A 25,346-nucleotide genomic window follows, 5' to 3' on the forward strand; every position below is an offset into this window, starting at 1 on the left:
CGGTGTGAAAGGGCTGTGGCCTGCCGTGCCTGGCAGCTCGATCACCCCCTGCTCTGGACCTGTCCATCCACCAGACAGCCGGGCGCCTGGGCGGACCGCATCGCCGGGGGACATAGAAGGGAAGATCAGTGGGCAGTTCCGCAGAGACGGCAGTCTCCAAGGCTTCGACGGCTTTCGAGACAGTCGGCCCGGCGATAGCTCTCCTCGACGCGCAGGGGATGGTGGTCGGATGGTCTCAGGCCGCTCAGCGACTCGTGGGCTACTCGGCCGCGGAGGTGGTGGGGCGGTCCGCCGGTGCCCTGTTGGTGGCCACTGACGACCGAGCGAAGGCTTCACACGCCGCACAAGAGAGCACCCTCCGGGGCCGCTGGTCCGACCTCGCGCAGGTCCGCCACCGCAACGGCCGCATCATCGACTTGCGCCTGTGCGTGTCATCACTGTCCGGGAAGGACGGCCGAGACTGGTGGGTGGTCTGGGCGACCGACAAGGCCTCGCTTCCCCCGTGGCAGGCCGAGCCGCTCCTCGCTACGCTGCCGCTGCCGAGCCGCCTGCCGATCGGTGTCGTCATACGGGACACGCACCTGCGCTGCATCCAGGTGAACGACATCCAGGGCTCCAAGGACGGCATCCCTCCCCCCCAGCGGCTGGGCCGCAGGCTGACGGAGGCGGCGCCCGGGACGGACGCCGAAACGATGGAGGCGGTGATGCACCGGGTGCTGGAGAGCGGCGACCCGGCGATGGACGTGGACTACCAGGCCTTCCTGCCGGCGAATGTGCGAAGCAACCGCATTTTGACGGCGTCCTTCTTCCGCCTGGATGACGCGCAGGGTCGCGCGCTGGGCGTGTGCGTCGTGAGCGTGGACGTCACCGACAGCCGACGGGCGCGAGAGCGTCTGACAATCCTCGGCGAGGCCAGCAGACGCATCGGCACCACTTTGGACGTCATGCAGACCGGGCAGGAACTGGCCGACCTCGCCGTGCCCTTCCTCGCGGATTACGCCACCGTCGACCTGGCGGAGTCCGTCCCACTCGGCGAGGAGCCCTTGGCCCATCTCGGCCCACAGGACGGACACATCCCCGCCTTCCGCCGTGCGGGCCTGGCCTCGATCCACCCGGGAACGCCGGAGTCCCTGTTCGCTCGCGGAGAGCCGGTCTTCGTCCCGCCCATTTCGCCCTTCACCAATGTCCTGCGCTCCGGGAAATCCCACTTCGAGCCGATACTGGACACATCCCCGGGCACCTGGCTGGACCACCAGGACGCGGCGCGGGCGGAGAAGATCCGCAAGCACGCCATGCACTCGTTGATGGTCGTCCCGATCCACGCCCGGGGCGCAGTGCTGGGCGTGGCCGTCTTCGTGCGGACGAAGGACCCCAGGCCGTTCGAGAAGGACGACCTGCTCTTGGCCGAGGAACTCGTCAGCTGGGCAGCGCTGGCCCTGGACAACGCCCGCCAATACGTGCGCGAACGCTCCGCGGCTCTCGCCCTGCAGCGCCTGCTGCTCCCCCACCGCGCCACAGGCGGCTCCGCCGCTGATGTGGCCTGGCGCTACCTGCCGGCCGACAGCCACCACGGCATCGGGGGTGACTGGTTCGACGTCATCCCCCTCTCCGGCGCCCGCGTCGCCCTGGTCGTCGGCGACGTGGTCGGACACGGCATCAACGCGGCGGCCAAGATGGGCCAACTCCGCACCGCCATGCGCACCCTCGCCGACATGGACATGCCTCCCGACGAAGTACTGTCCCGCCTCGACGAGCAGGTCATCCGCCTCACCGAGGCGGAAGCCGACCCCCGGCACCCGGCCACCACCACGATGGCCGCCACGTGCCTGTACGTCGTCTACGACCCGATCACCCGCACCTGCACCATGGCACGGGCTGGCCACCCCCCGCCCGCGATCATCGACCCGCACGGCCACGTCACCTTCCCCGACCTGCCCACCGGAGCACCGCTCGGCCTCGCACTGGGCCCCTTCGAGTCCGCAACTTTCGAACTTGCCGAAGGAAGCGTGCTCGCCCTCTACACCGACGGTCTGATCGAGGCCCGCGATCAGGACATCAGCGCCGGCATGAACCGTTTGCGCGCGGCCCTCGCACGGCCCCACCTCACACTGGACGATCTGTGCTCGTCCACGGTGGACACACTGCGGGCCAAGCCGCCGAGCGACGATGTCACTCTGCTCCTCGCACAGACCCGCTCGCTGAGCGCAGACCAGGTCGCCTCCTGGCAGTTCCCCAGCGACCCCGCCGTCGCCGGCCGTGCCCGAACTCTCGCTACCCGGCAGCTGACCCAGTGGGGACTGGAACACCTATCCGAGCCCACAGAGCTGATCGTCAGCGAACTGGTCACCAACGCCATCATCCACGGCAACGGCGACTGCAACAGCGACCGCACGATCGGCCTACGCCTCATCCGGCACGAGATGCTGACCTGCGAAGTCTCCGACGCCGGCCACAGCCACCCGCTCCTGCGACACCCCCGCACCACCGACGAACACGGCCGCGGCCTCTTCCTCGTCACCCAACTGTCCCGCCGATGGGGAACCCGCCACATCCCGGACGGCAAACTCACCTGGGCTGATCAGCAACTGCCGGCCAGTGCGTGAAACCACTCGGCGCCACCCGAGCGGATCGCGGGCGCCCCCTCGACAAGACGCTGGACCTCTTCGATGCCGTGTGGGGCCGGACCCGGTGACCTTCCGGGGTCCTCGCGTAGTCATCGACAACGCGACGATCCTGCCCAAGCCCGTCTCTACAATCCCTGTGATGCTGGGCGGCGGTGGCAGCAACCTCGGCCGCGGCACCAGTTCCAAGGCCGTACAGCGCATTGCCAAGCGCGCAGACGGCTGACTGCCGGTACTTGCCACACCCGGGCCGGCCGGAGCCGCAGAACTGCGCGCAAGCTGGGACCGTATCCGGGAAATGGCTTCTGAGTACGGCCGGGACACGCGGACGTGATGGCTCTCGGTGATTCCCGGCGGACACCGACATCATGCAGGCCCTGGCTGGCCGTGTCCCCGGCATGTGCCGGGTGTACGCCGGACGGCTGCGCAACGTACACCCCGCACCGGCCCAGGGCCCGCACCCGCGCCTCGCCGGCCCCGGCAGGGAACAGCCCGCCGGGCCCGGGGGCGCCCGGCGCCGTCGCCCCCCTTCCTCAGGCGGGCCGCGCCTTCGTCACGAAACCCACCGGTTCTCGGATATCCGGGCCGGGACGCGCGCCCCCTCGCGCTGCAGCACGATCAGGGCCATGTCGTCGGCGAGCGGCCCGTCCGTATGGGCCCGCAGGTCCGCGCCGATCCTGCGCACGAGCGCGTCCGGACGCTGATCGGCCCAGGCCGTCACCCGCTCGAGGAGGGGGTAGAAGCTGCCCAGGCGGTCCCGGGCCTCGGTGACTCCGTCCGTGTACAGCACCAGCCGGTCGCCCGGGGTGAAACGGAAGGTCAACGGGGTGTACTCGGTCTCGGTCAGGGTGCCAAGTCCCAGCGGGGGAGCGGGGGCGCTGACGTCCAGGGGCGTGACGTGTCCCCCGTGCAGCAGAAGCGGCGGCAGGTGGCCGAAACTGATCAGGCGGGCACAGGGCTGGTCGTCCGGGATCTCCAGCACGGCCGCCGTGACGAAGCGTTCACCGGGCCATTCGTCGAGATCCCCGCGGTGCGCCTGGCCCAGGTCCCAGCGCACATCGGACTCCAGGGCGGACGCGAGCCCGGACAGTGTGGCGTGCCGGTGCGCGTTGAAGCGGAAGGCACCAAGGACGGTCTCGATGTCCCCGATGGCCCCCAGCCCCTTGCCGCGTGCATCCCCGATGATCAGCCGGGTGGCGCCCGGCGCGCGGACCAGGGCGTACAGGTCGCCGCCGATCCGGGCTTCGGTCTCGGCGGCCACGTACGTGGATGCCAGGGATATCGCTCCGGCGCGTCGGGGCAGCGGCCGCAGCAGCACGGACTGTGCGGCTTCCGAGACCTGGCGCACGATGGCCAGCTGGCGCTGATGCTGCTCGCGCAGACGGGTGGCGATCAGCAGCAGCGCCGAGAACAGCACCAGGGACAGCGTCTGCACGAGTACGTTCTCGGTGGTCAGCGTCTGTCGCTCGGCTCCCGCGACGACCAGCGCCGCCAGGGCGAGCAGAGCGGTGACGGCGGTACGGCGGGTGTCGGTGAAGGCGGCGGCGAGCGCGAGCGGGATGACCAGCAGATGGGCGAGGTGGATGTGCGGCGGCAGGAACCAGTCGGCCACCGGAACCGCCACGATCGGCACGGACCACAGGGTCACCCAGCGGTAGCCCCGCCATCCGCTCGGTGCCCTACTCGCCTGCAAAGACGGAGACGGCCTGCTCTGCATGGTTCTCCCAAGTTCGGCGCGCGCGGAATCCAGCGTCGCTCGCGCATTTGCAATGCACGACGAGGAGACGGCTGTCACCACGCCGTACCGGCGTGAGCGACCGGGTCACACGGCTGACGCTGATCCACGAGGCCCGGTCACTCTCCCTGAGCCCTTACGGACGAACACGGATGATCGTCTTCCCCTTGTGCCGCTCAGTCGGGTTGAAGGCAGCGACGGCATCGTCGAGGGCAGCCACGTTGCCGATGTTTGTCCGCAGCCGACCATCCCGGACCCGCTGGACGACCTCAGCCAGTTGGGCGCGATCGGACACGACAACGAAGTCGACCGCCAGGCCGTCGGCGGGTCGCGCCTCGGGCGGCCCGGCGATGGTCACCAGTGTCCCTCCGGCGCGAATCAGACCTGCGGACCGCTTCCCGATGTCTCCGCCGAGGACGTCGAACACCACATCGACTCCGCCGACGTCTTCCAGGGCGTCGTTATCGAGGTCGACGAACTCCTTCGCACCGAAGTCGAGCGCCGTCTGACGGCCGGCAGCGCGCCCGGTGCCGATGACGTAGGCGCCGGCCTCTCGTGCCAGCTGAGTTGCCATCGATCCGACTACGCCGGCCGCACCGTGCACGAGGACGCTCTGCCCCGCTTGCAGGCGGCCGTGCTCGAACAGTCCCTGCCACGCGGTCAGGCCCGGCATCACGAGGCCCGCGCCCGCCGTAAAGTCAACGTCGCCCGGCAGCGGCGCGAGGTTGCGTGCCTCGACGACTACGTACTCCGCCAGCGTGCCGTCCCGAGTCCAGTCCGTGAGGCCGAACACCCGCTGTCCCACCGACAGCCCCGCCGTTCCATAGCTGAGGGCGGTGACCACTCCGGCCAGCTCGTGTCCGGGAATCGAAGGCGTCCGGTCACGGCCGAGGCGATCGATCCAGGTCGAGGGCCACGACAGCTCATCCCAGGTGAATCCCGACGCATGAACCTGAACGACGACATCGCCGTAGTTCGCGCCCGCGAGGCTGGCGAGCCTCGATGCTTGTGGCTCGGGCCGCTCCACCAGCTTCATCCCGGCCGTTCCCGCGGCCTGGTCCGTCACCACGATCGCCTTCATCGTCCGCCTCCCTGTGCCAGTCTTCGCCTCCACGGCACGCCGAGCCGCAAACTATTGGCGTCGCACGGGCTCGGCGTCTTACGACGGCAGATGAGCCCGCATGGAGGCGCGGCTACGATCCCTCATTCTGTACACCGCTGAAGGTGCAATCGACGCATGCGGGAGTCCCCGTAACGAAGGGTCCTGACCGTTCCTCCCCATCCCCCGACAGATGCCGCCCTGCACACCACAGACCCCCGTCAGGCGTACGGCGTAGCCACATCACGCAGTGACGCGAGACGAGACCCCCGCTAGGACGACATAGCGGGGGACTCTGCTGTCTCCGAGTCCTTATGGACGGACGCGGATGATCGTCTTTCCCTTGATCCGCTCGGTCGGGTTGAAGGCAGCGACGGCATCGTCGAGGGCAGCCACGTTGGCGATGTTTGTCCGCAGCCGGCCATCCCGGACCCGCTGGACGACCTCGCCCAGTTGGGCGCGATCGGACTCGACGACGAAGTCGATTGCCAGGCCGTCGGCGGGGCGCGCCTCCGGCGGGCCGGCGATGGTCACCAGAGTTCCTCCGGCGCGAATCAGACCTGCGGACCGCTTCCCGATATCTCCGCCGATGACGTCGAACACCACATCGACCCCGTCGACATCTTCCAGAGCGTCGTTATCGAGGTCGACGAACTCCTTCGCACCGAAGTCGAGCGCCGTCTGGCGGTCAGCAGCGCGTCCAGTGCCGATGACGTACGCACCCGTCTCTCGTGCGAGCTGAGTCACCATCGATCCGACCCCGCCAGCCGCACCGTGCACGAGGACGCTCTGCCCCGCTTGCAGGCGGCCGTGCTCGAACAACCCTTGCCACGCGGTCAGGCCGGAGATCGGTAGGGATGCGCCCACCGTGAAGTCGACATCGCCCGGCAGCGGTGCGAGGTTGCGTGCCTCGACGGCTACGTACTCCGCGAGGGTGCCGTCGCGAGTCCAGTCTGTGAGGCCGAACACCCGCTGTCCCACCGACAGCCCCGTGGTGCCGTAGCCGAGGGCGGTGACCACTCCGGCCAGCTCGTGTCCGGGAATCGAAGGCGTCCGGTCACGGCCGAGGCGATCGGTCCAGTTCGAGGGCCACGACAGCTCGCCTGGGGTGAATCCCGATGCATGAACCTGAACGAGGACATCGTTCCCCGCCGCCTCGGGATCGGGCCGCTCCACCAGCGTCATCCCGGCCGTTCCCGCGGCCTGATCCATCACCACAATCGCCTTCATCCGGCACCTCCCTATATCCAGTCCATGCCTGCACGGCATTCTCGGTTCACCAGTGATAGCGGCGCCGGACCTCGGCGTCTTACCACGCTGATGAATAAGGGGTGGGGCGCGAGGGCGTCGAGGAACAAGCGCAATAGCGAAGTTGTCGGTAAGACGGCGCGGAGGATCGGCGCCTATGAGATAGATACAGGCGCGATCCGGTGCGCCTCCTCGCTCATCGGAGTCGCGCGGTGCGTCACGGGGCGTGGGTAAGCCCATCCCACAAATCGCGCGCGTTGAAAGGAACCCTCAAGCATGACGGCTGGGCTTGCTGGCAAGACCGCACTGATCATCGGCTCTGGCCCAGCGGTGCAGCGATCGCGGCCGGACTTGCCCAGGCCGGAGCCGAGGTCATTCTTCTCGCCCGTGCTGCCGACGAACTCGACGAAGCCGACAACGCCATCAGAGCGACTGCGTCGGGTGTCGAGGTTTGCATCGTGACTCGCGATCCAGCCAACCAGCTCACCATGGCCATCGACGACCTGCTGTCCGGCGCCCGGTCGATGTTCTGATCAACAACGCGGCCACTGTCGAGCCCCTCGGTGCCAGCGCCACGATCAGTCCAGCGCAGCTACGGCAGGCTTTTGAGATCATTGCCATCGCTCCCCGTGACCGCATCCACAGCGAGAAAGGCATCCGCTGGGGCGGGCGAACCCTCGAAATCGCAGCCTGACGACCCGGCGAACCGATGCGGCCTCAGCATTAGTCGTGGGTGTGGAGGGGTTTGCCGGCCAGGGCCAGGTGGGCCTCGCCGAGCGCCTCGTTCTGCGTGGGGTAGGCGTGGATGAGCTGGGCCACCTCGGCCGGTAGCGCCTTCCAGTTGTAGATCAGCTGGGCCTCGCCGACCTGCTCGCCCATGCGGTCGCCGACCATGTGGACGCCGACCACGGCACCGTCCTTGACCTGGACGAGCTTGATCTCACCCGAGGTGCTCAGGATCTTGCTCTTGCCGTTGCGCGCCAGGTTGTACTTGAGAGCGACGACCTTGTCCGCGCCGTAGATCTCCTTGGCCTTGGCCTCGGTGATGCCGACGGAGGCGACCTCCGGCTGGCAGTAGGTCACCCGCGGGACGCCGTCGTACTCGATCGGGACGACCTTCAGGCCGGCCAGCCGCTCTGCCACCAGGATGCCCTCGGCGAAGCCGACGTGCGCGAGCTGGAGCGTGGGGACCAGGTCGCCGACGGCGGAGATGGTCGGGACGTTCGTCCGCATGTACTCGTCGACGAGGACATAGCCGCGGTCCATGGCGACCCCGGCCTCCTCGTAGCCGAGACCCTGGGAGACCGGGCCGCGGCCGACGGCGACGAGGAGGACCTCCGCCTCGAACTCCTTGCCGTCGGCGAGGATGACCTTGACGCCGTCCTGGGTGTACTCGGCCTCGGAGAAGAAAGTGCCGAGGTTGAACTTGATGCCGCGCTTGCGGAAGGCGCGCTCGAGAAGCTTGGAGGAGTTCTCGTCCTCGACCGGGACGAGGTGCTTGAGGCCCTCGACGACCGTGACGTCCGCGCCGAAGGACTTCCACGCGGAGGCGAACTCGACGCCGATGACACCGCCTCCCAGGATGATCGCGGACTTCGGCACGCGGTCCAGGACGAGGGCGTGGTCGGAGGAGATGATGCGGTTGCCGTCGATCTCGAGGCCCGGCAGCGACTTCGGCACGGAGCCGGTCGCCAGCAGCACGTGACGGCCCTGGATCCGCCGGCCGTTCACGTCGACGGAGGTCGGGGAGGCCAGCCGGCCCTCGCCCTCGATGTAAGTGATGTCCCGTGCCTTGACCAGGCCCGTCAGCCCCTTGCACAGGCCGTCGACCGTCTCGTCCTTGTAACGCAACACCGCGGGCATGTCGATGCTCTCAAACGTGGCCATCACGCCGAAGAGCTGTGCGTCGCGGGCCCGGTCGGCGATCTCGGCAGCATGCAGCAGGGCCTTGGCAGGGATGCATCCGTTGTGCAGACAGGTCCCGCCCAGCTTGTGCCGCTCGATCATCGCGGTGCGCAGGCCCAGCTGCGCCCCACGCAGAGCGGCAGCGTAACCACCGCTGCCGCCCCCCAGGACAACGAGGTCGAAGTCTTCGGCAACGTCGGTCATGCTGTTCCTCCCGGTCGTCGTGTTGGTTCTTGGGCAGCAGGTCGCAGCCGTCGGTCGCAGGCCGCCTGGGCGAAGCGAACGAGCGACTGCTGCATATCCGGGTACGGCGTCACCGCTGGCGGGGTCAGGCCGTCGCGGATGCCGGCGGCGGCCCGGACAGCGGCACCGTAGGGCAGAGAGCCCGTGCTCACCCGCCGGACTCCGAGCTCGCCGAGTTCGCCGACCTTCCGTGCCGCCGGGGATGAACCCGCACGAGCCCGCCTCCGTCCTATCCGTCCTGTGGGCAGTGGGGGCGCAGTCGCACCCGCGGTTCCAAGTAGGACCTACTGGCATCGACTCGGCGTCTACTCCCCGTCGTGGTCCCCGAGATGCTCCTGCACCCCGGAGGGGCGAGATGCGGCAGCGGGCGACGGACCCGGCTGGGGTGCCCTGCCAGGGACGTGTACGCCGCATAGATGCCGAGGACGCACCCGCCGCGCGCCCTTCAGGTAGTCAGGAGTGCCGGAAGCCGCGCAGGAAGGCCCGCGCCGGCGACCGGGCGTGAGGGGGAAAGATCCGCGGGCGAGCCGATCGCGGGGGACCGCCGCTGCCCGGGCCTTTACAGCTGGCTCCGTTCACCCTCTGCGGCCTGCGCCTTCTCCGGAGCCTGCAGCTGTCGGGAGACACATGGGGGAAATCGTGTCTGACCCCAGGCAACTCACCAGAGCGAGTCGGAGGCAGGAGTGGAGCCGGACAGCTCGCCCGGCGTAACGGAGCCCGGCCGGGTGCCTGATCGGGTAATGCGAAGCCCTCAGGGAGTCGAAGTACGATAAATAGGAATATAACGTCGCTCGCTGATCGTCAGGGAGCGGTAGATGGACGCCTCGGACGAGCTCCTTCGAAGCGCCGGCCCGTCGGCTCTTCTGACCCTGGACGGTGCCATCCGCAGCCTCAATGCTGCGATGGCCAGCAACCTGGGCAGGCCGGCGAACCAGTGCGTGGGTCGTGACATCGGTGATCTGTTGCCCGCAAGTCAGCGGATGTCAGCCAGGAGTCTCGTGGCCCACGCCGCCACCACGGGAACGGTCGCCATGCGAGTGCTGGAGTTCCCCGGGCCAGGCCATGCACCCGTTGTCTGCTTGATCGAGGCGCGGGCAGTGAAGGATCCCGCAGATGGCGAGCAGCTCGTGTGGGTGCACTCGTTGCACGCCGGGAACGACCTGAGCAGTCTGCTGATTCCGTTCCGACTGGCAGCCAAGGCTGCCAATCTCGGTCTGTGCATGTGCTCCCCTGATGACCGCCAGCTGGAGTGGATGGGCGGCGCACCCGCCCTGGCGATGCTGTTCCCGGAGGCCTCCGTGTCCATGTCCGACGTGGTGCGGCGAGCCCACCCTGATGACCGGCAGGCGCTGCGCCGGCTCATGCGTACGACCGCCCCCCAGTCACCCTGGATCAGGTTGCGGTACCTCGCTGAGCACGATGACTGGCGCCATCTGGCCTGCCAGACCCGTCGGATCCAACTGGGGTTCGGCGGCCCTGTGCGGACTTTCGCAGTGGTCCGGGACGACACCCAGCAGGAAGCGCGCCGACGGAGAGCGTTGGTCGCGCTGACTGCTGAGCGGCAGCGCGCCAACGAGGTCGCCGAATTCTCCTCCGCCCTGATCACTGCAGCCACGGAGCAAGAACTGCAGCAGGTCATCCTGACACGGCTCGCCGCGACTTTCGGTGGTACCGGCGCGGTGCTGGCGTTCGTCGACGACGGCCAGCTACGCGTTCTCTCCGATGCCGGGTACCCGCTGCCGCTGGCCAAGGCCCTGCAAGACCTGTCGCTGGATGCCCCGAGCCCACTGTCCCATGCCATCCGAACCGGCGAGCCGCAGTTCATTCCCAACCAGAGGCAATACATCCGCCACTGGCCACAAGGAGTCCTATTGCCGTGGATCGACCAGCTCGGGGCCGACTTCGCTGCCGTGGCCAGTCCCCTCGGCCCGCTGGGCGAGCAACCGGTCGGAGCCTGGTCGGTCACCTACGACAGTGAGCACCACTGGTCCCCGCACGAGCGTGCCCTCATCAGTACTCTCACCGACCTGGCAGGCCAGGCACTGAAGCGCATCAGGCTGCAAAAGGCACGAATCGAGCTGGCCACGGCGCTCCAGCAGACCATGCTCCCCACGCTGCCTGAGCACCTCCCGGGCCTGGAGGTCGCCGCCCGCTACCGACCGAGCCAGGACGGACTCGACATCGGCGGCGACTGGTACGACGCCTTCGTCATGCCCGACGGCGCGATCGCCCTGGAGATCGGCGACGCTCAAGGGCACGATGTGAACGCCGCCGCCTTCATGGGACAAGTGAGCTCGTCCATACGCGCGATCGCCGCCCAAGAACCAGATCCCGGAACCGTCCTGACACGCACCAACGACTTGCTCATCACGATGGGCACCGCACGATTCGCCAGCTGCACCATGCTGCACATCGATCCACACGACGGCCAGGTCACCGGTACCAGCGCTGGCCACGTGCCGTTGCTGTACGCGCACCAAGACGGCAGCCACAACGTCTGTGAGCTGCCGGGCGGCCCGGTCCTGGGAGTCGTGCCCGACACCGATTACCACGAGGTGACCTTCACCCTGGACAGGGACAACGCGCTGGTCATGGTCACCGACGGCGTGTTGGAAGGACCAAGTTTGACGTTGGATGCCGGACTGGAGCTGATCGGAACACTGGCCGGCGAAGCCCTCCACGACGGACTGGACGCCGAGGCGACCGCCGACCGAATCCTCGACGCAGCCGTCGCGGTGGGCCATATCGACGATGTGGCCGTACTGGTCATCCGACGTGCAGGATGACATCCGCCGCCACCCTGTGCATGATCACGGACGCCAGTCAAGCGGCAAGTGCGGGTGATCCCCATGCCGCACTGCCATATGCGGCCGCTCCCTGTCCCGGCGAGCACCGTGACCCAGCATCAAGATCGGGCGGTGGCTGGTTGAATCATGCGCAGATGAGCACGATCTTCTTACCGCCGGCCTGTCCGGTAACCACCCGGGCGAACGCAGCAGGTCCCTCGCTCAGCGGCAGGGGCTCCGGCGCGAGTTTCAAGGCTCCCGCGGCCACCTGCTCCGCCAACTGGGCAAGCTGCGCGGCGTTGGGCTCGACGTAGAGATTCCAACTCGTGATACCTCGTTCTTCAGGAGGCGCGTCCGAGGTCACGGAGCACAGGCGGCCGCCGTCACGCAGCAGAGGCAGGGCGGCGTCCGCTGTGCCGGTGGCGATGATGAGGGCGGCATCGAACCCGCCGCGCACCTTGGCCGACCAGTTCGGGTCGTGGTAGTCGACGACCTCAGTCGCTCCCAGACCGCGCAGACGCTCGGCGGCGCCGGCGGAGGCGGTCGCGGTCACCTCGATGCCCTTGGCCGCGGCGAGCTGGATGGCCAGGGCTCCTGTGGCCCCGCTCCCGTTGGTGATCAGGAGTCGCTGCTCTCGGCTGAGGCCCAGCTTCTCCAAGGACTGCAACGCGGTGAGCCCGTTGACCGGCAGTGCCGCTGCTTCCAGAGAATCCAGTCCGGACGGGCAAGCCACCGCGTGCGCCGCAGTGATCAGAACGCGCTCGGCCCAGAAGCCGCTTCGCCCGGGCAGCGGGGCCTCGTGCGCGAGTATCCGGTCGCCCACGGCGAACCCGTCGACGCCCGCGCCGACGGCCAGCACCTTGCCCGCGCCCTCCACTCCCAGCGCCGCCGGGGGGCGCAGCCCCACGTCCCAGCCGCCGCCGTTCAGCAGTCGATCCCAGGGGCCGACACCGGCCGCCTCAACCGTCACCAGGATCTGGCCGGGCCCGGGAGACGACGGCTCCGGCAACTCCAGCAGGGCGACTTCCTTCTCCGCCCCGGACACTCCGCACGCCTTCACAGTAGTTCTTTGTCCTTTTCGTTCAGTCCGGCCGACCGGGATGTACGGGCCGGAAACCCACAACAGGGAGCGGTGTCGACCAAGAGACACCCACGGAGCATCGCTCGTGGTCTCAGCAGCATCGGTGGCGCTCCTACTGATTCAGTGGCTCGGATATGTGGTCCAGCGGTCTCCCGCAGTGCCCACGGCTTGACGGCGTGGGACGGATGGCTGATCACCGGTGCCGCCGGTCGGGAGTGCCCGCAAAGTTTCTCAGGCCCCTGACGACCGTATCGGCGCCATGCGCGTACAGGACGCCGGCCTGGTCCGTCCGGTCGACGCCGACCACCCACCCGAAGTGCCCCGACCCGCCGGCGTCCATGCCTGCCTGCGCGTCCTCGAAGACCGCGCACTCGGAGGGGCGCTGGGCCAGGTCGCGGGCTGGCGCCAGGAACGTGTCGGGGTAGGGCTTGCCCCGCAAGCACTGGCTCGCGGCAACGACGCCGTCGCGTGACGACGGCTGTGAGCACCCCTCGGTCACGGGCCGCCACGAGGTAGGCCATGGTGTCCCGGTAGACGTCAGCTCCCTGCGAGCGGATCCTGGCCTCGAACAGGTCTCTCTTCCAGCGGCCCAGGCCGTGCACGGTGTCCAGGCCCGCGGGGTCGTCGGGGCTGCCGTCGGGCAGTTCAATGCCGCGTGAGGACAGGAAGCACCGCACGCCGTCGGCTCTGGGCCGCCCGTCGACGAACTCGCGGTAGTCCGTGTCCGCCTTGAACGGGCGCATGCCGTCGCCCCCGCGCTGTTGCAGGAACGTGTCGAACGCCTCCTTCCACGTAGCAGCATGGACGGAGGCCGTGTCGGTGATGACGCCGTCGAGGTCGAAGAGACAAGCCCGTATCCCGGCGGGCAGGCCAAGCGCCACAGGGTCGTCTCCCTTGCGAGTGCCGGTGGGGCGGCCAGTCTTGCGCGTCCCCCCGTGCCTACAGAAGGCTGATAGAGCTCCGGTAGACGCCGGAGCCACGGGCCGGTGCCGCCAGCTCGGCCTGGTGGCAGCTGCAGGGTGCCGCGCCCTTGCTCGGGCCTGTCCGGCCGACGTGGGGTAGACGGGCAGTAGACGTTCTGGCGCTTCCGTCCCAGGGCGCTGAGGCCCGGTGTCTCTTTCCGCGCGCTGGAGCGCGGGCGTCGCTCGCTCGACTGGAAGGAGGCGCCCCGTCACATTGCTGTAGGCCGGGTCGATGAAGTAGGTCGCGGCGTCCGCCGCGAGGGGCGGGCCAAGCAACTGGCCGCCCTGTCCGCTAGTCATACCGACCTTCATCGGCCTTGCCCCCCGGGGGGATCGTTAGTGGTTAGCGGCACGTTGCTCCCTAGCCATACCAGCAGGCCTGCGAGGGCCGCTGCACCGGCGGGACCCGGGGCGGGCAGTGCGCCCGATCGAATGGCATCGTGCCCGCGAGGCGTCCGCGCGTCGTGCTTAGCCTCGATCCACCGGGCAATAGCCGGTCCAGGGCTTGGACATGAAGACGCGGATGCCCTCTGAGCTGGGACGATGGGACTTCCTAGGGTTCCATGTCCACAGAATCGGAGTACATCCGCGAGATGCAATCTTCCCATGCCACTTCGGCGGTGTCCGCCGCGTTCGATGAGGCGAATCTGGTCGCGTATGCCGGGCTGGTCCCGGTGATGCGGTTGGCTGAGCGGTGCGGGCTTGCCCGTCTGACGGCGGACAAGGTGAAGCTGAGGGGGGCGAAGAACGGGGCGGGTGCCGCGGCGGACGCCAAGGTCACCAGCATCGTGGCCGGCATGGCCGCGGGCGCGGACAGCATCGACGACCTGGACGTGCTGCGGCACGGTGCGATGCCCCTGCTGTTCGCAGGTATCCGTGCCCCGTCCACTCTGGGCACGTTCCTGCGCTCGTTCACCCACGGTCATGCCCTCCAACTCCACGCGGTGCACCGTCAGTTCCTGGCCGCGCTGGCCGCGAACACCCCGCTGCTGCCCGGCGCGGGCGAGAAGGCGTTCATCGATGTCGACTCCACTCACAAACGCGTCTACGGCCGCACCAAGCAGGGTGGCGAGTACGGCCGGTTCAAGGGCATCCGCACCCTGCACCCCCTGCTCGCCACCATCTGCACCCCCACCTCCCGACCGGTGATCGCCACCGTGCGGATGCGCCGCGGCAAAGCAGCCGACTCCCGCGGCGCCCCGAAACTCGTCAGCGAGGCACTGGCCACCGCCCGTGAGGCCGGCTGCACCGGCCTGCGCATCCTGCGCGCCGACTCGCAGTTCTACAACGCCGGCGTCATCGCCGCCTGCCGCCGGGCCGGCGCCCGCTTCTCCCTCACCACCGGCATGAACCCCTCCATCAAACGGGCCATCGCCGCCATCGACGACACCGCCTGGCAGCAGATCACCTACCCCACCGCGGTGCTCGACCCGGAGAGCGGCGAGCTCATCTCGGACGCCGAAGTCGCCGAGATACCCGCCTACACCGCGTTCGCCGGCCGGAAGAAGGCAGATCGGGTCACCGCCCGGCTGATCGTGCGCCGGGTCCGTGACCTGGCCAAACCCGCCACCATCGGCGAGCAGGGCGAACTCTTCCCCGCCTGGCGCTACCACCCGTTCTTCACCGACAACCCCGCCCCCACCCTCCAGGCCGAGCGGGAACACCGCCACCACGCCGTCGTCGAGCAGGTCATCGCCGACAGCAAGAACTCCGCACTGGCCCACCTGCCGTCCGGGCACTTCCACGCCAACGCCGCCTGGCTCACCCTGTGGGCCATGGCCTACAACCTGCTGCGGGCCACCGGCGCCCTGACCTCCGCCTTCCACGCCAAAGCCACCACCGCCACCCTGCGCGCCCACCTCGTCCACGTCCCCGCCAGGATCGCCCGCTCCGCCCGCCGCCTCACCCTGCACCTACCGCAGCGATGGCCCTGGCAGCACGCCTGGACACGACTGTTCGACACCGTCCACCCGCCACCCGAGGCGGCCCGACGTCACTGACCATCCCGCCCCGCCAGGGGCCCGACCGGAGCAGAACCGTGGAAACGCTGGGCAGACCAGCAAATACCCCCTGCCCACGTCCAGTCACAGCCCCAACGCCCGACCCTCGAAACCTCAAAAGACCCCTTCAAAGCCGACCGGTGGATCGAGGCTAAGAGCCTGTCCGGGCACGGTCGACCGGGCTCGGTCCGGTTTTGGGCCGCCCTTCAGGGCCCGGACGTGAGAGCCGTCGATCACCGCCCTCGACCGGTCCAGCATGCCGACGGCACGCAACTCGGCCAGCAGCGACTCATGCAGACGCAGCCAGCTACGGCGAGAGGGCGAGGAGGCACGGGCGAGATCGCGACGTTGTTGGTAAGACGGCGCCGCGGATCGACGCTCATGAGACGGACCATGACGCCATTTGTTGTGCCTTCGTGCTCACCGGTGTCGCGTGGTGCGCCAGTTGGCCTGGCTGCACGGGCCTGGCTCTGTCCGGCGTCGGCCCCTTGGGCAGAGACACAGCCCGGAGCCTCCAGAAACTCCGGGGTGGTTCAGAACAATAGAAAGGCACGGCTCGATGCAAGACGTGGCACCAGTGATCAACCGGACTCGCCGGAGCAGAACGCTCCGGCTGGCATTCTCATCTGCGGTGGTCTCCCTGGTGGCCTCGTTTGCCGCGTTGGTCGCGCCGATCCCCCTGTTCAACACCTATCGGGCTGAGGATGGGTTCACCAACGCCGATATCGCGCTGGCCGTCGTCGCCAACTCCGTCGGCACTATCGCCGCACTGTTGGTGCTGGGACGACTGTCCAATCATCTGGGCCGACGGCTCACCGCGATCGCCAGCCTCGGCCTGCTTCTGCTGGGGTGTCTGCTGCTGCTGAACGTGCACGACATCAGCATTCTGCTGGCCGGCCGGCTCCTGATGGGCGTCGGTACGGGGTTGGCCAGCAGCAGCCTCACCTCCTACATCGTCGACGCCGCGCCTAGCAGGCCGGCCTGGTTGGCCTCTGTCGCGTCCAGCCAAGGACCCATGCTCGGCCTCTCCCTCGGCGCGATCGCCTCCGGCGCCCTGGTCCAGTTCGGCCCTTGGCCACGCCACCTCATCTACCTGGTTTCCGCCGGTCTCCTCGTACTGTCTGCCGCACTCATCGTCATCAGCCCGGAGACCGCGAAGCCGACGCCTGGCGCTTGGCGATCACTGGTACCCCGGGTCCGCATACCGGCCCGGGTCAGGCATCTGCTCCCTGTCGCGGCCGCGGTGTTCGTCGCCACCTGGACGACCGGGGCTTTCTACCAGGCCTTCATGCCTGCGCTCGTCGAAGATCAACTCCACACCCACAGCTCCCTCATCCTCGGACTGGTGTTCGCCGCCTATATGGCCCCCAGCGTTCTCGGCGCTCCCCTCGGCGGCCGGTTCACATCCGCGGCGGCCCAACGCATCGGCATGATCATCTTCCTGGCCGGATGGATCGGCATCATCACAGCGATCGACGTAGGCACACTGGCGTTGTTCATCGCCGCAACGATCGTCGCAGGCGCCGGTCAAGGCATCGCCATCAGTGCCGCCACCCGCGGCCTGCTGTACGGCAGCACCCTGGCCGACCGGGCACCGATCTTCAGCGCGATCTACCTCCTCTGCTACGTTGGCGCCGCCCTCCTCAGCTTCATCTCCGGGCAACTCTCGAACACCTTCTCGCTACCGCAGATCGCCCTCGGGTACGGCGGACTTGCCATCGTCGCCACCCTTTTCGCTGTTCTCCTTGCACGCAACCCGCATACCGATACGACCGGGGGAACAGCCAGCATGGTGACTAATCCTGACGAACCTCACCGTCAACCAGACCCCACCCGACCCTGAGCAGGTCACCGCCCGCGCTCGTCGACGCACGTCGATCGCCGCGCACGAGGATCGGCGCAATGAGCTAAGAGTCATCACGTATTGCCGTGATGCCCGTCCGGTGTCTGTGCGGAGCCGGCGCGCCTGGGTGGCGTGTTGTCCATACAGCCGGCTGTTCCGACGTGGTCCTTGTGCCGCTGGTTCGCGGGTCGGGTCTCATTCGGGGTGGGCCGGTGCCGGTCGGGGGTGTTTCGTCGAGCAGAGGCCTGCCGGCCGGGGATTCCCGGACCGTGGGCTGCCGCGTGGGTGCGGCCCCTGCTGGGGCGGCCACCGCGCTGCGGTTGACTCGACAGGGCTTCTTGCAGCCCTGGCGAGAACAAGATCTGTGTGGTGCGGGCCTGGACGGTGTCCAGGCCCGCCGTGCTGGGATCGTCCGGGTTTTGAACCCGGACGTGCGCGGCGAGTGCGGCGGAGACCATGTCACGGTCGGCGGCCAGGCCGCAGGAGGTGCAGGTGTGCGCCCGGTCGGCGAGGCTTTTCCGCACCTGGTCGCCGCACAGGCAGGTCTGGGACAGCTTCGTGGTGAAGGTCGACGCGCGCAGCAGGCGGCCGCTGGTCTTCTCGCATTCTTTGCCGATCGCGGCGATGAGCCGGCCAGGTGTGGTGGCTTGCAGGGCGCGGCCCCACAGCCGGTACCAGGTGCGGATGTCGCAGTCCTCGACGGTCAGGTTGACGCCATGAGCGCCAACGATCCGCTCAGCGATTCGCCGTGCGCGGTGGTCTTTCGCTGCGGCCGCAGTGGCCGCGGCCTCGGCGAGCTTCGCCCGGTTGAGACACCCCATGTCGTTGAGTGTCAAGCGGCGTGGGGTTGTGCGTAGTGCGACCAGGCGGTCGCTTCGTCGTAGAGAGAGCGGGTCTTGAGGCATCCGTGGAGGATGCCGACGAGGCGGTTGCCGAACTGGCGCAGGGCGGGGTTGTAGTCGGCTTCGCGGGCGCGTTGCTTGTCGTAGGAGCGGCGGGCGCCTGGTGCGGCCCGCAGCGCGGAGAACGCCTGGGCTTGCAGGGCGTCGGCGAGCCGGTTGTTGCGGACGTAGCGGGCCTGGACGGTGTGGCTCTTGCCGGAGGCCCGGGTGATGGGGCTGATGCCGGCGTAGTTCTTGCGGGCTTTCGCGGAGGCGTAGCGGGTGGGGTCGTCCCCGAACTCGGCGAGCACCCGGGCGCCGGTGATCTGTCCGATGCCGGGCATCGAGAGGTAGATCTCAGCGTCCGGGTGCGCTCGAAAATGGGCCTTCACCTGCTCCTCCATCGCGGCTATCTGCTCGTTCAGCGCGATGATCACACGGGCGTGGGCGGTGGCGGTGGCCGCGTAGGCGGCGGTGACCGGCTCGGGCAGGCCGAGCTGCCGTTCGCGCAGCGCGGCCTGGATCGTGGCCGCTTTCGCGTTCCGGTTCCGCCGACGGGCGCGGGCCAGGACGGCGGTGATCTGGGTGCGGGTCAGCTTCGCCCCGGCCGCCGGGGTAGGCGCCTTGATCAGCAGTTCCAGCGCATCCGTGCTGGTCAGCGTCAGGTCCGCGTAGGCGTCAAGAGCGGCGGGGAAGTACTCGCGCAGCGTGCTGCGCAGCCGTTGGAAGGTGCGGGTGCGTTCCCAGATCAGGGTCTGGTGAGCGCGGGCGACGACCTTGACGGCCTGGGCCTGCTCGCTGTCCCCGGCCACCGGGCGGAGCTGGGCCCGGTCGATGCGGACCATGTCGGCCAGCGCATGTGCGTCGCCCTTGTCGCTCTTGGCTCCGGAGGAGGCGTACCGCTCCTTGAACCGGGCGACCTGCCGGGGATTGATCGCATAGACCCGGTAGCCGGAGACGATCAGGGACTGCACCCACGAACCGCGGTCGGTCTCGATCCCGACCACGACTTCGGCGGCATCCAGGTCCCCGCCGCCGTGCTTCGCGAGGAGCTCGTGCAGCTTCGCGATGCCCTCCACCCCCTCGGGCAGCCTCGTGGCGGCCAGCTTCCGGCCGGCCCCGTCCTGGACCTCGACGTCGTGGTGGTCTTCGGCCCAGTCATCGCCGATCAGCAGCAACTCGTCCTCCAGGTCAGGTACTTCGCTTCCCTTGCAGCCTGCGGAAGGCGCGGCGCGCGGCCTAATGGATTCAGTGCTCACGCCCCATCGGGCGGGCACGCCACCCCATGAGCGGTCTGGCCTCCCGGCCGACCAGCAGGGGCACGGTCTCAACCCAGAACTCCAAGGGTTCCGGCGGCAGTAGTGCTCACCTGCTGGCGGCTACGGCACCAAGTCTCTCCGACCCGGCAAGTCCCATTAGGCGGCAGCCAGCCGACAGCGTCTCGCGCCGGTACGTCTGTTGAGGCACGCTGGCCTTGTTCGCTGACCGGGCGCCACGGGGAGTTTCGATGGTCCGCTCAGGCAGGCCGCCGGCCTGGCGCCGTTCGGCCCGGGCCTGCTGCCGCTTCGACGGTTCGTACTGGCCGGGGTTTAAGGCCCGGCGGGAACGGTCGAGCGCGCGTTTGCACCCTCGCTCCTTGCGTCGAGCATTCGCCAGGGCCGCAAGCTCGTCGTCAGTGAGCTCGACCCGCATCGCCTCGATATCGCCGTGGGCAGGGTCGAACGTGGATGGGAAGGAGACAATGGACAGGTTAGATACGTTGCCGTCGACTCCGCCGAACCGGTCGAGTTCAGCTGCGGCAGCGCGCCGGGCCTTCGTGGTGGGTAATGCGTAGCCGCCGGCCAGGACCATCAGGTGGGCCTCGTGCCCTCGCGCAGCAGCAACGCCGGGACCCACATGCTCCCTTCATGCGCCTGCGTCTCGCGCACTGCACGACCACCGAACTTCGCGCGCGGACGGGCTTGACCGACCCGCAGATGCAGCATCTGGTACGGCAGTTGAGGGAGCTCGCACCGGACACGGGCCGCGGCCGGCCCTGGGCACTACCAATCGCCGATCCAGTCCTGCTGATCGTCCTTGCCTACCGGACCAACCTCACCCTGCAGCAACTGCGATCGAGCCCACGCCTCCAGCGCCGAGTTCAGCAACTTGACGTCCGCAGACCAATCCAGGGCGGCAGGTCCGTCGATGGCGAGGGTGATCGGCCTATCGGGAAGTGTGGCGACCAGGGCGCTCCACCCCGGGGTGACTACTCCGCCAAGTGCTGGGTAACGAAGGTTTGGTTGGTAGGCCACCTTGTAGACGTCCAGCTCCTCCGTGAACGGGCGCCCGTTGCTGACCCCGGGCAGCACCAGTGCCGTGTCGCGCGCTCCGTCCTGGAGCTTCTCGCCGCTGATGGGCATGACGAAGGTCAGGCGCGGCGGCCGTAGGTCCGCGGATCCACGGGCTGCGCGGACTTGGGAAGCCCGCCGACCACGAGACGGTAGGACTCGATCACGAGTTCCTTCACCAGCTTCTCGTCGACGGTGTCCCCGCCTTCCACCGTGATCCAGTGCCTCTTGTTCATGTGATAGCCGGGGGTAATGTCTGCGTACTCCTCACGCAGGGCTGCGGCGTCGTCCGGATCAGCTTTCAGGATCACGACGGGGCGCCCCGGCATGTCGGTCATGAGCATGAAGACCTTGCCGCGCACCTTATAGACCTCCCAGTCGGGGCCGAAACGACGCTCCAGGTCGGTGGCGGGCAGTTCCACAGTGCAGTCGCCCGCGATTTTCTGCAGCTCCTGTCCGTCCAAGGTGATCAACTCCTCTATCGATCTGGGTGCCCTGACCGCCCGGCCAAGGCCCAAGGTGGCGTCTCCCGCATGGCCGCCACGAACGGCGGCGCCCGCACGCCGGCAACAGTGACGGAAGCCGACGGGGTACAGAGACAGTTACGCGGGCGGCGCGACGCAGGCGGCCAAATCCGCGCTGGCCATGACCGAAGCGTATGCGCGCGTCCGCCCACACGTGTGGACCATTTTCTGAGCAAAAGGCCGGGCCACTTCGCGTCGAACGGCCAGGCGGGCCCCTGGGCGCCGCCTGTCAGGCCAGTTGCACCGCGAAGCCGGAGCGCCACGTCGCATGCTCGGGGCGCCATGCTCGGAGTGGGTCAGTATCTCCGACGGGACGCCTGCCGGGGCCGGGGTGCGGCCGCTGGAAGGCCTCCGGGGCCAGCGCAGCAGGGCGCGCCGGGCCGTGTGACGAGACACGCCCACCGCGAGCATCGCCAGCAGGCGTGCCCCGGCCCGACCCGCTAACTCCTTGCCCACAGCCTTGACCTGACTGGCCAGGCGAGCTGTGCGTCGTTGGTATCGCTCCAGCACTCCAGGCACCTGCTCGCGGAATCTGTGACGGCAACCGCGCGTGGTACACACCAAACGCCGCACTCACACACGGACGACCAATGGGTCGACCGGCGGCCGTCGACACACTGGCCCGGATCAGGCCCCGGCCGCTGGTGACGTTCCGGCATGGCCCGCACGCCTCACTGATGCGGGGCGCTGGAGCGGTTCGACGAGCAGTCCCACACGAACCCGTCCTCGCTGCTGACGAAGCGGCCGTAGTCCCGTGGCCGGCCAGGGGGCGCTGAGAACCCTTCAGAGGCGGTAGCGCTGTTGCTGGACGAGACTGGCCGCGTCACCTGGTCTACGACGACCGATGCCGCCAAGAGGCCGCGGCGCTAGACGAGCGGTACGCCGTGAACGTCGAGGCGCCGCGAGACTGACATCGCGCAGGCCGTGACGACCGGCGGCGCCTGCCGCCGGCCTGGTTGCCCGGGCTGGGCCGACAGCGAGGATCGAGGTGTCCGCGGTCTGCGTACTTCAGCCGTTCCCAATGCCGTTGGTGTTTAGATGAAGGTGAACAGCTGGTCGGCGTCGAAGCGCGAGATCGGGGTGGTGTACACCTTCTCCGGGTCGGGGTAGCCGAGGGCCAGCAGCACTGTTGTGCTGTGTCCGGCTTCGCGGATCTTGAACGCCTTGTCGACACTGGTCGGGTCGAATCCCTCCAGCGGTGTGGCCTCGACGCCGAGCTCGGCGGCCGCCATCATGGTCAGGCCCACCGCCATGTAGGTCTGCTTCTCCATCCAGTGGTTCAGGTCCTTGTAGCCGTAGTTGCGCAGGTTGAGGAAGTCGCGGGTCATCGACTCCCACAGCTGCTGCTTTGACGGGTCAGGGAACCGGCCGTCGGCCCTCTCCTTGCTGAACACCGCCTCGAGGTGGCTGTCCGGCACGTCAGCCCGGGTGGTGAGGATGATGGTGTGCGAGGCGTTCAGGATCTTCTCGGCGTTGTCCTGGAATCGTTCGCCCAGGTTGTTGGCGAGCCGCTCTTTGCCTTCGGGCGTGGCGAGGACGTAGAAGTGGTTGGGCTGTACGTTCACCGACGTCGGCGTGGAGCGCAGGAACCTCAGCAACTTCTCCAGGGTCTCTTCCGGAATGGTCTTGCTGGGGTCGAAGTACCTGGTGAGGTGCTTGCTCATGAGCTTGTCGAGATCCACGTCAATCTGTCCTTCTTCTTGCGATCAGTGAGTGAGGAGCGGTGGTTCGCAGGGCTTGGAACTAGTAGGGCTTGGTTATCTTGGGGGAAGGAGGGCGTGTTGGCCTCGCGGAGGTGAGGGCCATGACTCCGCAGGAGCTCGTGGAGGCCCAGGACCGGTTGGCGGCGTTCGCGGCCGAGGTGTTCGCCCCGTTGGGACGGTCCGACCAGCGGCGGTGGGGCGAGCGGTATGTGCGCGGGCTGCTCGGTGCGGGCCGCCGCAAGTCGATGGAGCCGATGGCGGCCCGGCTGGGGGTGGACCGGCAGGGCCTGCAGCAGTTCCTGGCCGACGCCCCGTGGTCCCATCAGATGGTGCTGGCCGAGCTGGCCTGGCGCATGGAGCCGGTCATCCGCCCGGCCGCCTGGGTGATCGACGATGTGTCCTTTCCCAAGGACGGCCACGCCTCGCCCGGCGTGGCCGCGCAGTACTGCGGGGCGCTGGGCAAGACCGCCAACTGCCAGGTCGCCCCGAGCGTGCACCTGGTCACCGACGCGGCCTCCTGTCCGGTGAACTGGCGGCTGTTCCTGCCCGAGCAGTGGGACGTGACCGCCGCGCCCGCCGAGGACGCCGACCAGGTGGCCAAGCGCCGCCGCCGGGCCCACATCCCCGACGAGGTCTGGCATGTCGCCAAGTGGCAGCTGGCCGTCGACATGGTCGACGAGCTGCGGTGCTGGGGGCTGGACCCGCCGCTGATCGTGGCCGACGAGGGCTACGGTCAAGACGGTGCCTTCCGGCTGGCGTTGGAAGAGCGCGGCATCGACTACGTGGTCGGGGTGCGTTCGGACACCGCGGTGCTGCCCGAGACCGCCACGCGTACCGCTCCGGCCTGGTCGGGCACCGGCCGGCCCCCGGTGCCCCGCTACCGGCAGGCACCCACCTCGGTGCGCACGCTGGTGCAGGACGCCGGGCACGGCGCCCTGCACCGGGTGACCTGGCGGCAGGGCTCCAAGGGCCCGTTGCGCTCGCGGTTCGCCGCACTGCGGGTGCGCCCCGCCGGAGTGCGGCTGCGCCGGGCGCACCCCGGCGAGGACCTGCCGGTGTGCTGGCTGCTGGCCGAGTGGCCCGCCGGCGAGAAGGAGCCGACCAAGTACTGGCTCTCCACGCTGCCCGCGGACACCCCCCTGCGGCACCTGGTGCGCTCGGCGAAGCTCCGCTGGCGGGTCGAGCACGACTACCGCGAGCTGAAGACCGCCTTGGGGCTGGGTCACTTCGAGGGCCGCACCTGGAACGGCTTCCACCGGCACCTCACCCTGGCCTCGGTCGCCCAGGCGTTTTGCACCCTGGAGCGACTGTCCCCGAAAGCGGCGGCCACGGCCTGACGACCTACCAGGTCGTGGCCGGACTGCAGGTCCTGCTGGGCCGGGCGCTGCCCGCTGTGCCGGACGCCGCTGCCCCCACCCAGACACACCAAGCCCATCCCAACCTAACCAAGCCCTACTAGACGAGTCTGTCCGAATACGTTCAGTGATCGAAGGCGGTCAGTGAGCGGCTGACCGCCTGGCCGGTCTGGAAGTTGTGCCAAATTGCGGCCGCCAGCGCCAGCACGCGCTGAGCGACTCGCACGGCGACGCCCTCATGGGTGCGTGCACCGTGTTGTTCCAGGTCGAGCTGGCCCTTGAGGGTGTCATTGACCGACTCGATGAGCTGGCGGACCTTCTTAAGCATCGGCTCGCCCGGACGCAGAACCTCCCTCTTACGGGAGGGCCGCAACAGCGTGATGCCCTGTGCGGACAGTGACTGCTCGAACGGCTTGGATGCGAAGCCCTTGTCGGTGATCAGCAGCAGACCGGGCCGCTCACTAACCAGACGGGCGTCAATCTCCAGCATGGCGGCCGGCACCTCCCGCTCGCCGAGCTTCGGATCGGCCAGGGCCCACAGGACCGGCATCCCGGCCGGCGTGCACACCAGGTACAGCCGCAGCCCCCAGAAGTACCGCGAATGCGACGCGCAGTAGCCGTAGTTCGCCCATCCCGCCAGCTCCGACCGCCTGACGGTGGGACGGGACATCCCGCACGGCACCGGGGTCGAGTCGGCGATCCACACGGTGTCGTGCCAGAAGTCCGTGTCCTTCGCCAGCATCCGGATCACCCGCTTGATCTGCGGCAGCGCGGCCCGCAGCCGTTTGTTGTAGCCGGAGTCCTGCGGGATGAACGGGAACAGGGGTCGGTAGTGCGCACGCAGGTGCCGCAGCCAGCGGGCCTCGGAATGGAAGCCCAGCAGTGCCTGCATGACGGCCAGGCACAGCAACTCCGAGTGACTGAGCTTCGGCGGCCGTCCGGGCAAGCGGCCGATCCCCGCCCACTCGTCGTCGATCTTCACGTACAGTGCGGTCACGAGGGTGTTCAGTTCTGTCGTCACAAACGGATC

The 25,346-nt window shown here is 68.6% G+C and carries 18 protein-coding genes and 4 pseudogenes; 7 read left to right on the plus strand and 15 right to left on the minus strand.

What is annotated here, in order from left to right:
- Positions 1-128 precede the first annotated feature (128 nt).
- Positions 129-2,603 carry a SpoIIE family protein phosphatase gene (locus ACQEXA_RS01350; RefSeq protein ID WP_433128207.1) on the plus strand — a complete coding sequence of 825 codons (2,475 nt, stop codon included), beginning with the start codon at positions 129-131 and terminating at the stop codon, positions 2,601-2,603.
- A gap of 345 nt (positions 2,604-2,948) precedes the next feature.
- A pseudogene (locus ACQEXA_RS01355) lies at positions 2,949-3,058 on the plus strand (NADPH-dependent F420 reductase); the annotation flags it as partial.
- Between the two features lie 116 nt (positions 3,059-3,174).
- On the opposite strand, the gene ACQEXA_RS01360 reads toward ACQEXA_RS01355, so the two are convergent.
- From ACQEXA_RS01360 to ACQEXA_RS01370, 3 genes are all read right to left on the minus strand, one after another.
- Complete coding sequence (locus ACQEXA_RS01360) at positions 3,175-4,254, minus strand: PP2C family protein-serine/threonine phosphatase (protein ID WP_433128209.1); 1,080 nt, start codon at positions 4,252-4,254, stop codon at positions 3,175-3,177.
- 238 nt (positions 4,255-4,492) lie between these two features.
- Positions 4,493-5,437: an NADP-dependent oxidoreductase gene (locus ACQEXA_RS01365; RefSeq protein WP_433128211.1), complete on the minus strand. Its 945-nt coding sequence runs from the start codon at positions 5,435-5,437 to the stop codon at positions 4,493-4,495.
- 330 nt (positions 5,438-5,767) lie between these two features.
- On the minus strand, positions 5,768-6,685 hold the full coding sequence (locus ACQEXA_RS01370) for an NADP-dependent oxidoreductase (protein ID WP_432938183.1): 918 nt from the start codon (positions 6,683-6,685) through the stop codon (positions 5,768-5,770).
- Between the two features lie 275 nt (positions 6,686-6,960).
- Here ACQEXA_RS01370 and ACQEXA_RS01375 point away from each other — a divergent pair, with 275 nt between their 5' ends.
- On the plus strand, positions 6,961-7,236 hold the full coding sequence (locus tag ACQEXA_RS01375) for a hypothetical protein (RefSeq protein WP_433128213.1): 276 nt from the start codon (positions 6,961-6,963) through the stop codon (positions 7,234-7,236).
- Between the two features lie 190 nt (positions 7,237-7,426).
- Here the strand turns inward: ACQEXA_RS01375 and lpdA are convergent, their stop codons facing one another.
- On the minus strand, positions 7,427-8,812 hold the full coding sequence (lpdA, locus tag ACQEXA_RS01380; RefSeq protein ID WP_433128215.1) for a dihydrolipoyl dehydrogenase: 1,386 nt from the start codon (positions 8,810-8,812) through the stop codon (positions 7,427-7,429).
- Positions 8,813-9,666: 854 nt separating this feature from the next.
- Between lpdA and ACQEXA_RS01385 the strand changes: the two genes are divergently transcribed.
- Positions 9,667-11,637 (plus strand): SpoIIE family protein phosphatase, encoded by a 1,971-nt coding sequence (locus tag ACQEXA_RS01385; protein WP_432938176.1) that lies wholly within the window; start codon positions 9,667-9,669, stop codon positions 11,635-11,637.
- Between the two features lie 145 nt (positions 11,638-11,782).
- Here ACQEXA_RS01385 and ACQEXA_RS01390 read toward each other — a convergent pair whose 3' ends face one another.
- Both ACQEXA_RS01390 and ACQEXA_RS01395 read right to left on the minus strand, forming a co-directional pair.
- Positions 11,783-12,682, minus strand: a complete 900-nt coding sequence (locus ACQEXA_RS01390) for an NADP-dependent oxidoreductase (RefSeq protein WP_433128217.1) — start codon at positions 12,680-12,682, stop codon at positions 11,783-11,785.
- A gap of 229 nt (positions 12,683-12,911) precedes the next feature.
- A pseudogene (locus tag ACQEXA_RS01395) lies at positions 12,912-13,599 on the minus strand (HAD-IA family hydrolase).
- A 674-nt stretch (positions 13,600-14,273) separates the two neighbouring features.
- Here ACQEXA_RS01395 and ACQEXA_RS01400 point away from each other — a divergent pair.
- Entirely contained in the window at positions 14,274-15,680 is a 1,407-nt protein-coding gene (locus tag ACQEXA_RS01400; protein ID WP_433134404.1) for an IS1380 family transposase, read from the plus strand.
- 154 nt (positions 15,681-15,834) lie between these two features.
- On the opposite strand, the pseudogene ACQEXA_RS01405 reads toward ACQEXA_RS01400, so the two are convergent.
- Positions 15,835-15,986: pseudogene (locus ACQEXA_RS01405) on the minus strand (IS5/IS1182 family transposase); the annotation flags it as partial.
- Between the two features lie 325 nt (positions 15,987-16,311).
- On the opposite strand from ACQEXA_RS01405, the gene ACQEXA_RS01410 reads away from it, so the two are divergent.
- The gene (locus ACQEXA_RS01410; protein ID WP_433128219.1) at positions 16,312-17,523 is read left to right on the plus strand and encodes an MFS transporter; all 1,212 of its coding nucleotides are present in this window, start codon (positions 16,312-16,314) and stop codon (positions 17,521-17,523) included.
- A 74-nt stretch (positions 17,524-17,597) separates the two neighbouring features.
- Here the strand turns inward: ACQEXA_RS01410 and ACQEXA_RS01415 are convergent, their stop codons facing one another.
- The 7 genes and pseudogenes from ACQEXA_RS01415 to ACQEXA_RS01445 form a co-directional block, all read right to left on the minus strand.
- The gene (locus ACQEXA_RS01415) at positions 17,598-18,344 is read right to left on the minus strand and encodes a zinc ribbon domain-containing protein (protein WP_433128221.1); all 747 of its coding nucleotides are present in this window, start codon (positions 18,342-18,344) and stop codon (positions 17,598-17,600) included.
- An 11-nt stretch (positions 18,345-18,355) separates the two neighbouring features.
- Positions 18,356-19,582 carry an IS110 family transposase gene (locus tag ACQEXA_RS01420; protein ID WP_433128223.1) on the minus strand — a complete coding sequence of 409 codons (1,227 nt, stop codon included), beginning with the start codon at positions 19,580-19,582 and terminating at the stop codon, positions 18,356-18,358.
- A 187-nt stretch (positions 19,583-19,769) separates the two neighbouring features.
- Positions 19,770-20,255, minus strand: coding sequence for a hypothetical protein (locus ACQEXA_RS01425; RefSeq protein WP_433128225.1), 486 nt, complete (start codon positions 20,253-20,255; stop codon positions 19,770-19,772).
- Positions 20,256-20,446: 191 nt separating this feature from the next.
- On the minus strand, positions 20,447-20,806 hold the full coding sequence (locus ACQEXA_RS01430; RefSeq protein WP_433128227.1) for a hypothetical protein: 360 nt from the start codon (positions 20,804-20,806) through the stop codon (positions 20,447-20,449).
- Between the two features lie 8 nt (positions 20,807-20,814).
- Complete coding sequence (locus ACQEXA_RS01435) at positions 20,815-21,198, minus strand: MmcQ/YjbR family DNA-binding protein (RefSeq protein WP_432938141.1); 384 nt, start codon at positions 21,196-21,198, stop codon at positions 20,815-20,817.
- 372 nt (positions 21,199-21,570) lie between these two features.
- Positions 21,571-21,831 (minus strand): annotated as a pseudogene (locus ACQEXA_RS01440) (ISL3 family transposase); the annotation flags it as partial.
- A 461-nt stretch (positions 21,832-22,292) separates the two neighbouring features.
- Complete coding sequence (locus ACQEXA_RS01445; RefSeq protein ID WP_433128229.1) at positions 22,293-22,940, minus strand: nitroreductase family protein; 648 nt, start codon at positions 22,938-22,940, stop codon at positions 22,293-22,295.
- Between the two features lie 122 nt (positions 22,941-23,062).
- Between ACQEXA_RS01445 and ACQEXA_RS01450 the strand changes: the two genes are divergently transcribed.
- Complete coding sequence (locus ACQEXA_RS01450) at positions 23,063-24,298, plus strand: IS701 family transposase (RefSeq protein ID WP_432937488.1); 1,236 nt, start codon at positions 23,063-23,065, stop codon at positions 24,296-24,298.
- A 142-nt stretch (positions 24,299-24,440) separates the two neighbouring features.
- On the opposite strand, the gene ACQEXA_RS01455 is transcribed toward ACQEXA_RS01450, so the two are convergent.
- Complete coding sequence (locus tag ACQEXA_RS01455) at positions 24,441-25,337, minus strand: IS982 family transposase (protein WP_433128231.1); 897 nt, start codon at positions 25,335-25,337, stop codon at positions 24,441-24,443.
- Positions 25,338-25,346: the final 9 nt, after the last annotated feature.

Source organism: Streptomyces sp. CA-106110, assembly GCF_050936285.1.
Taxonomy (GTDB): Bacteria; Actinomycetota; Actinomycetes; order Streptomycetales; family Streptomycetaceae; genus Streptomyces.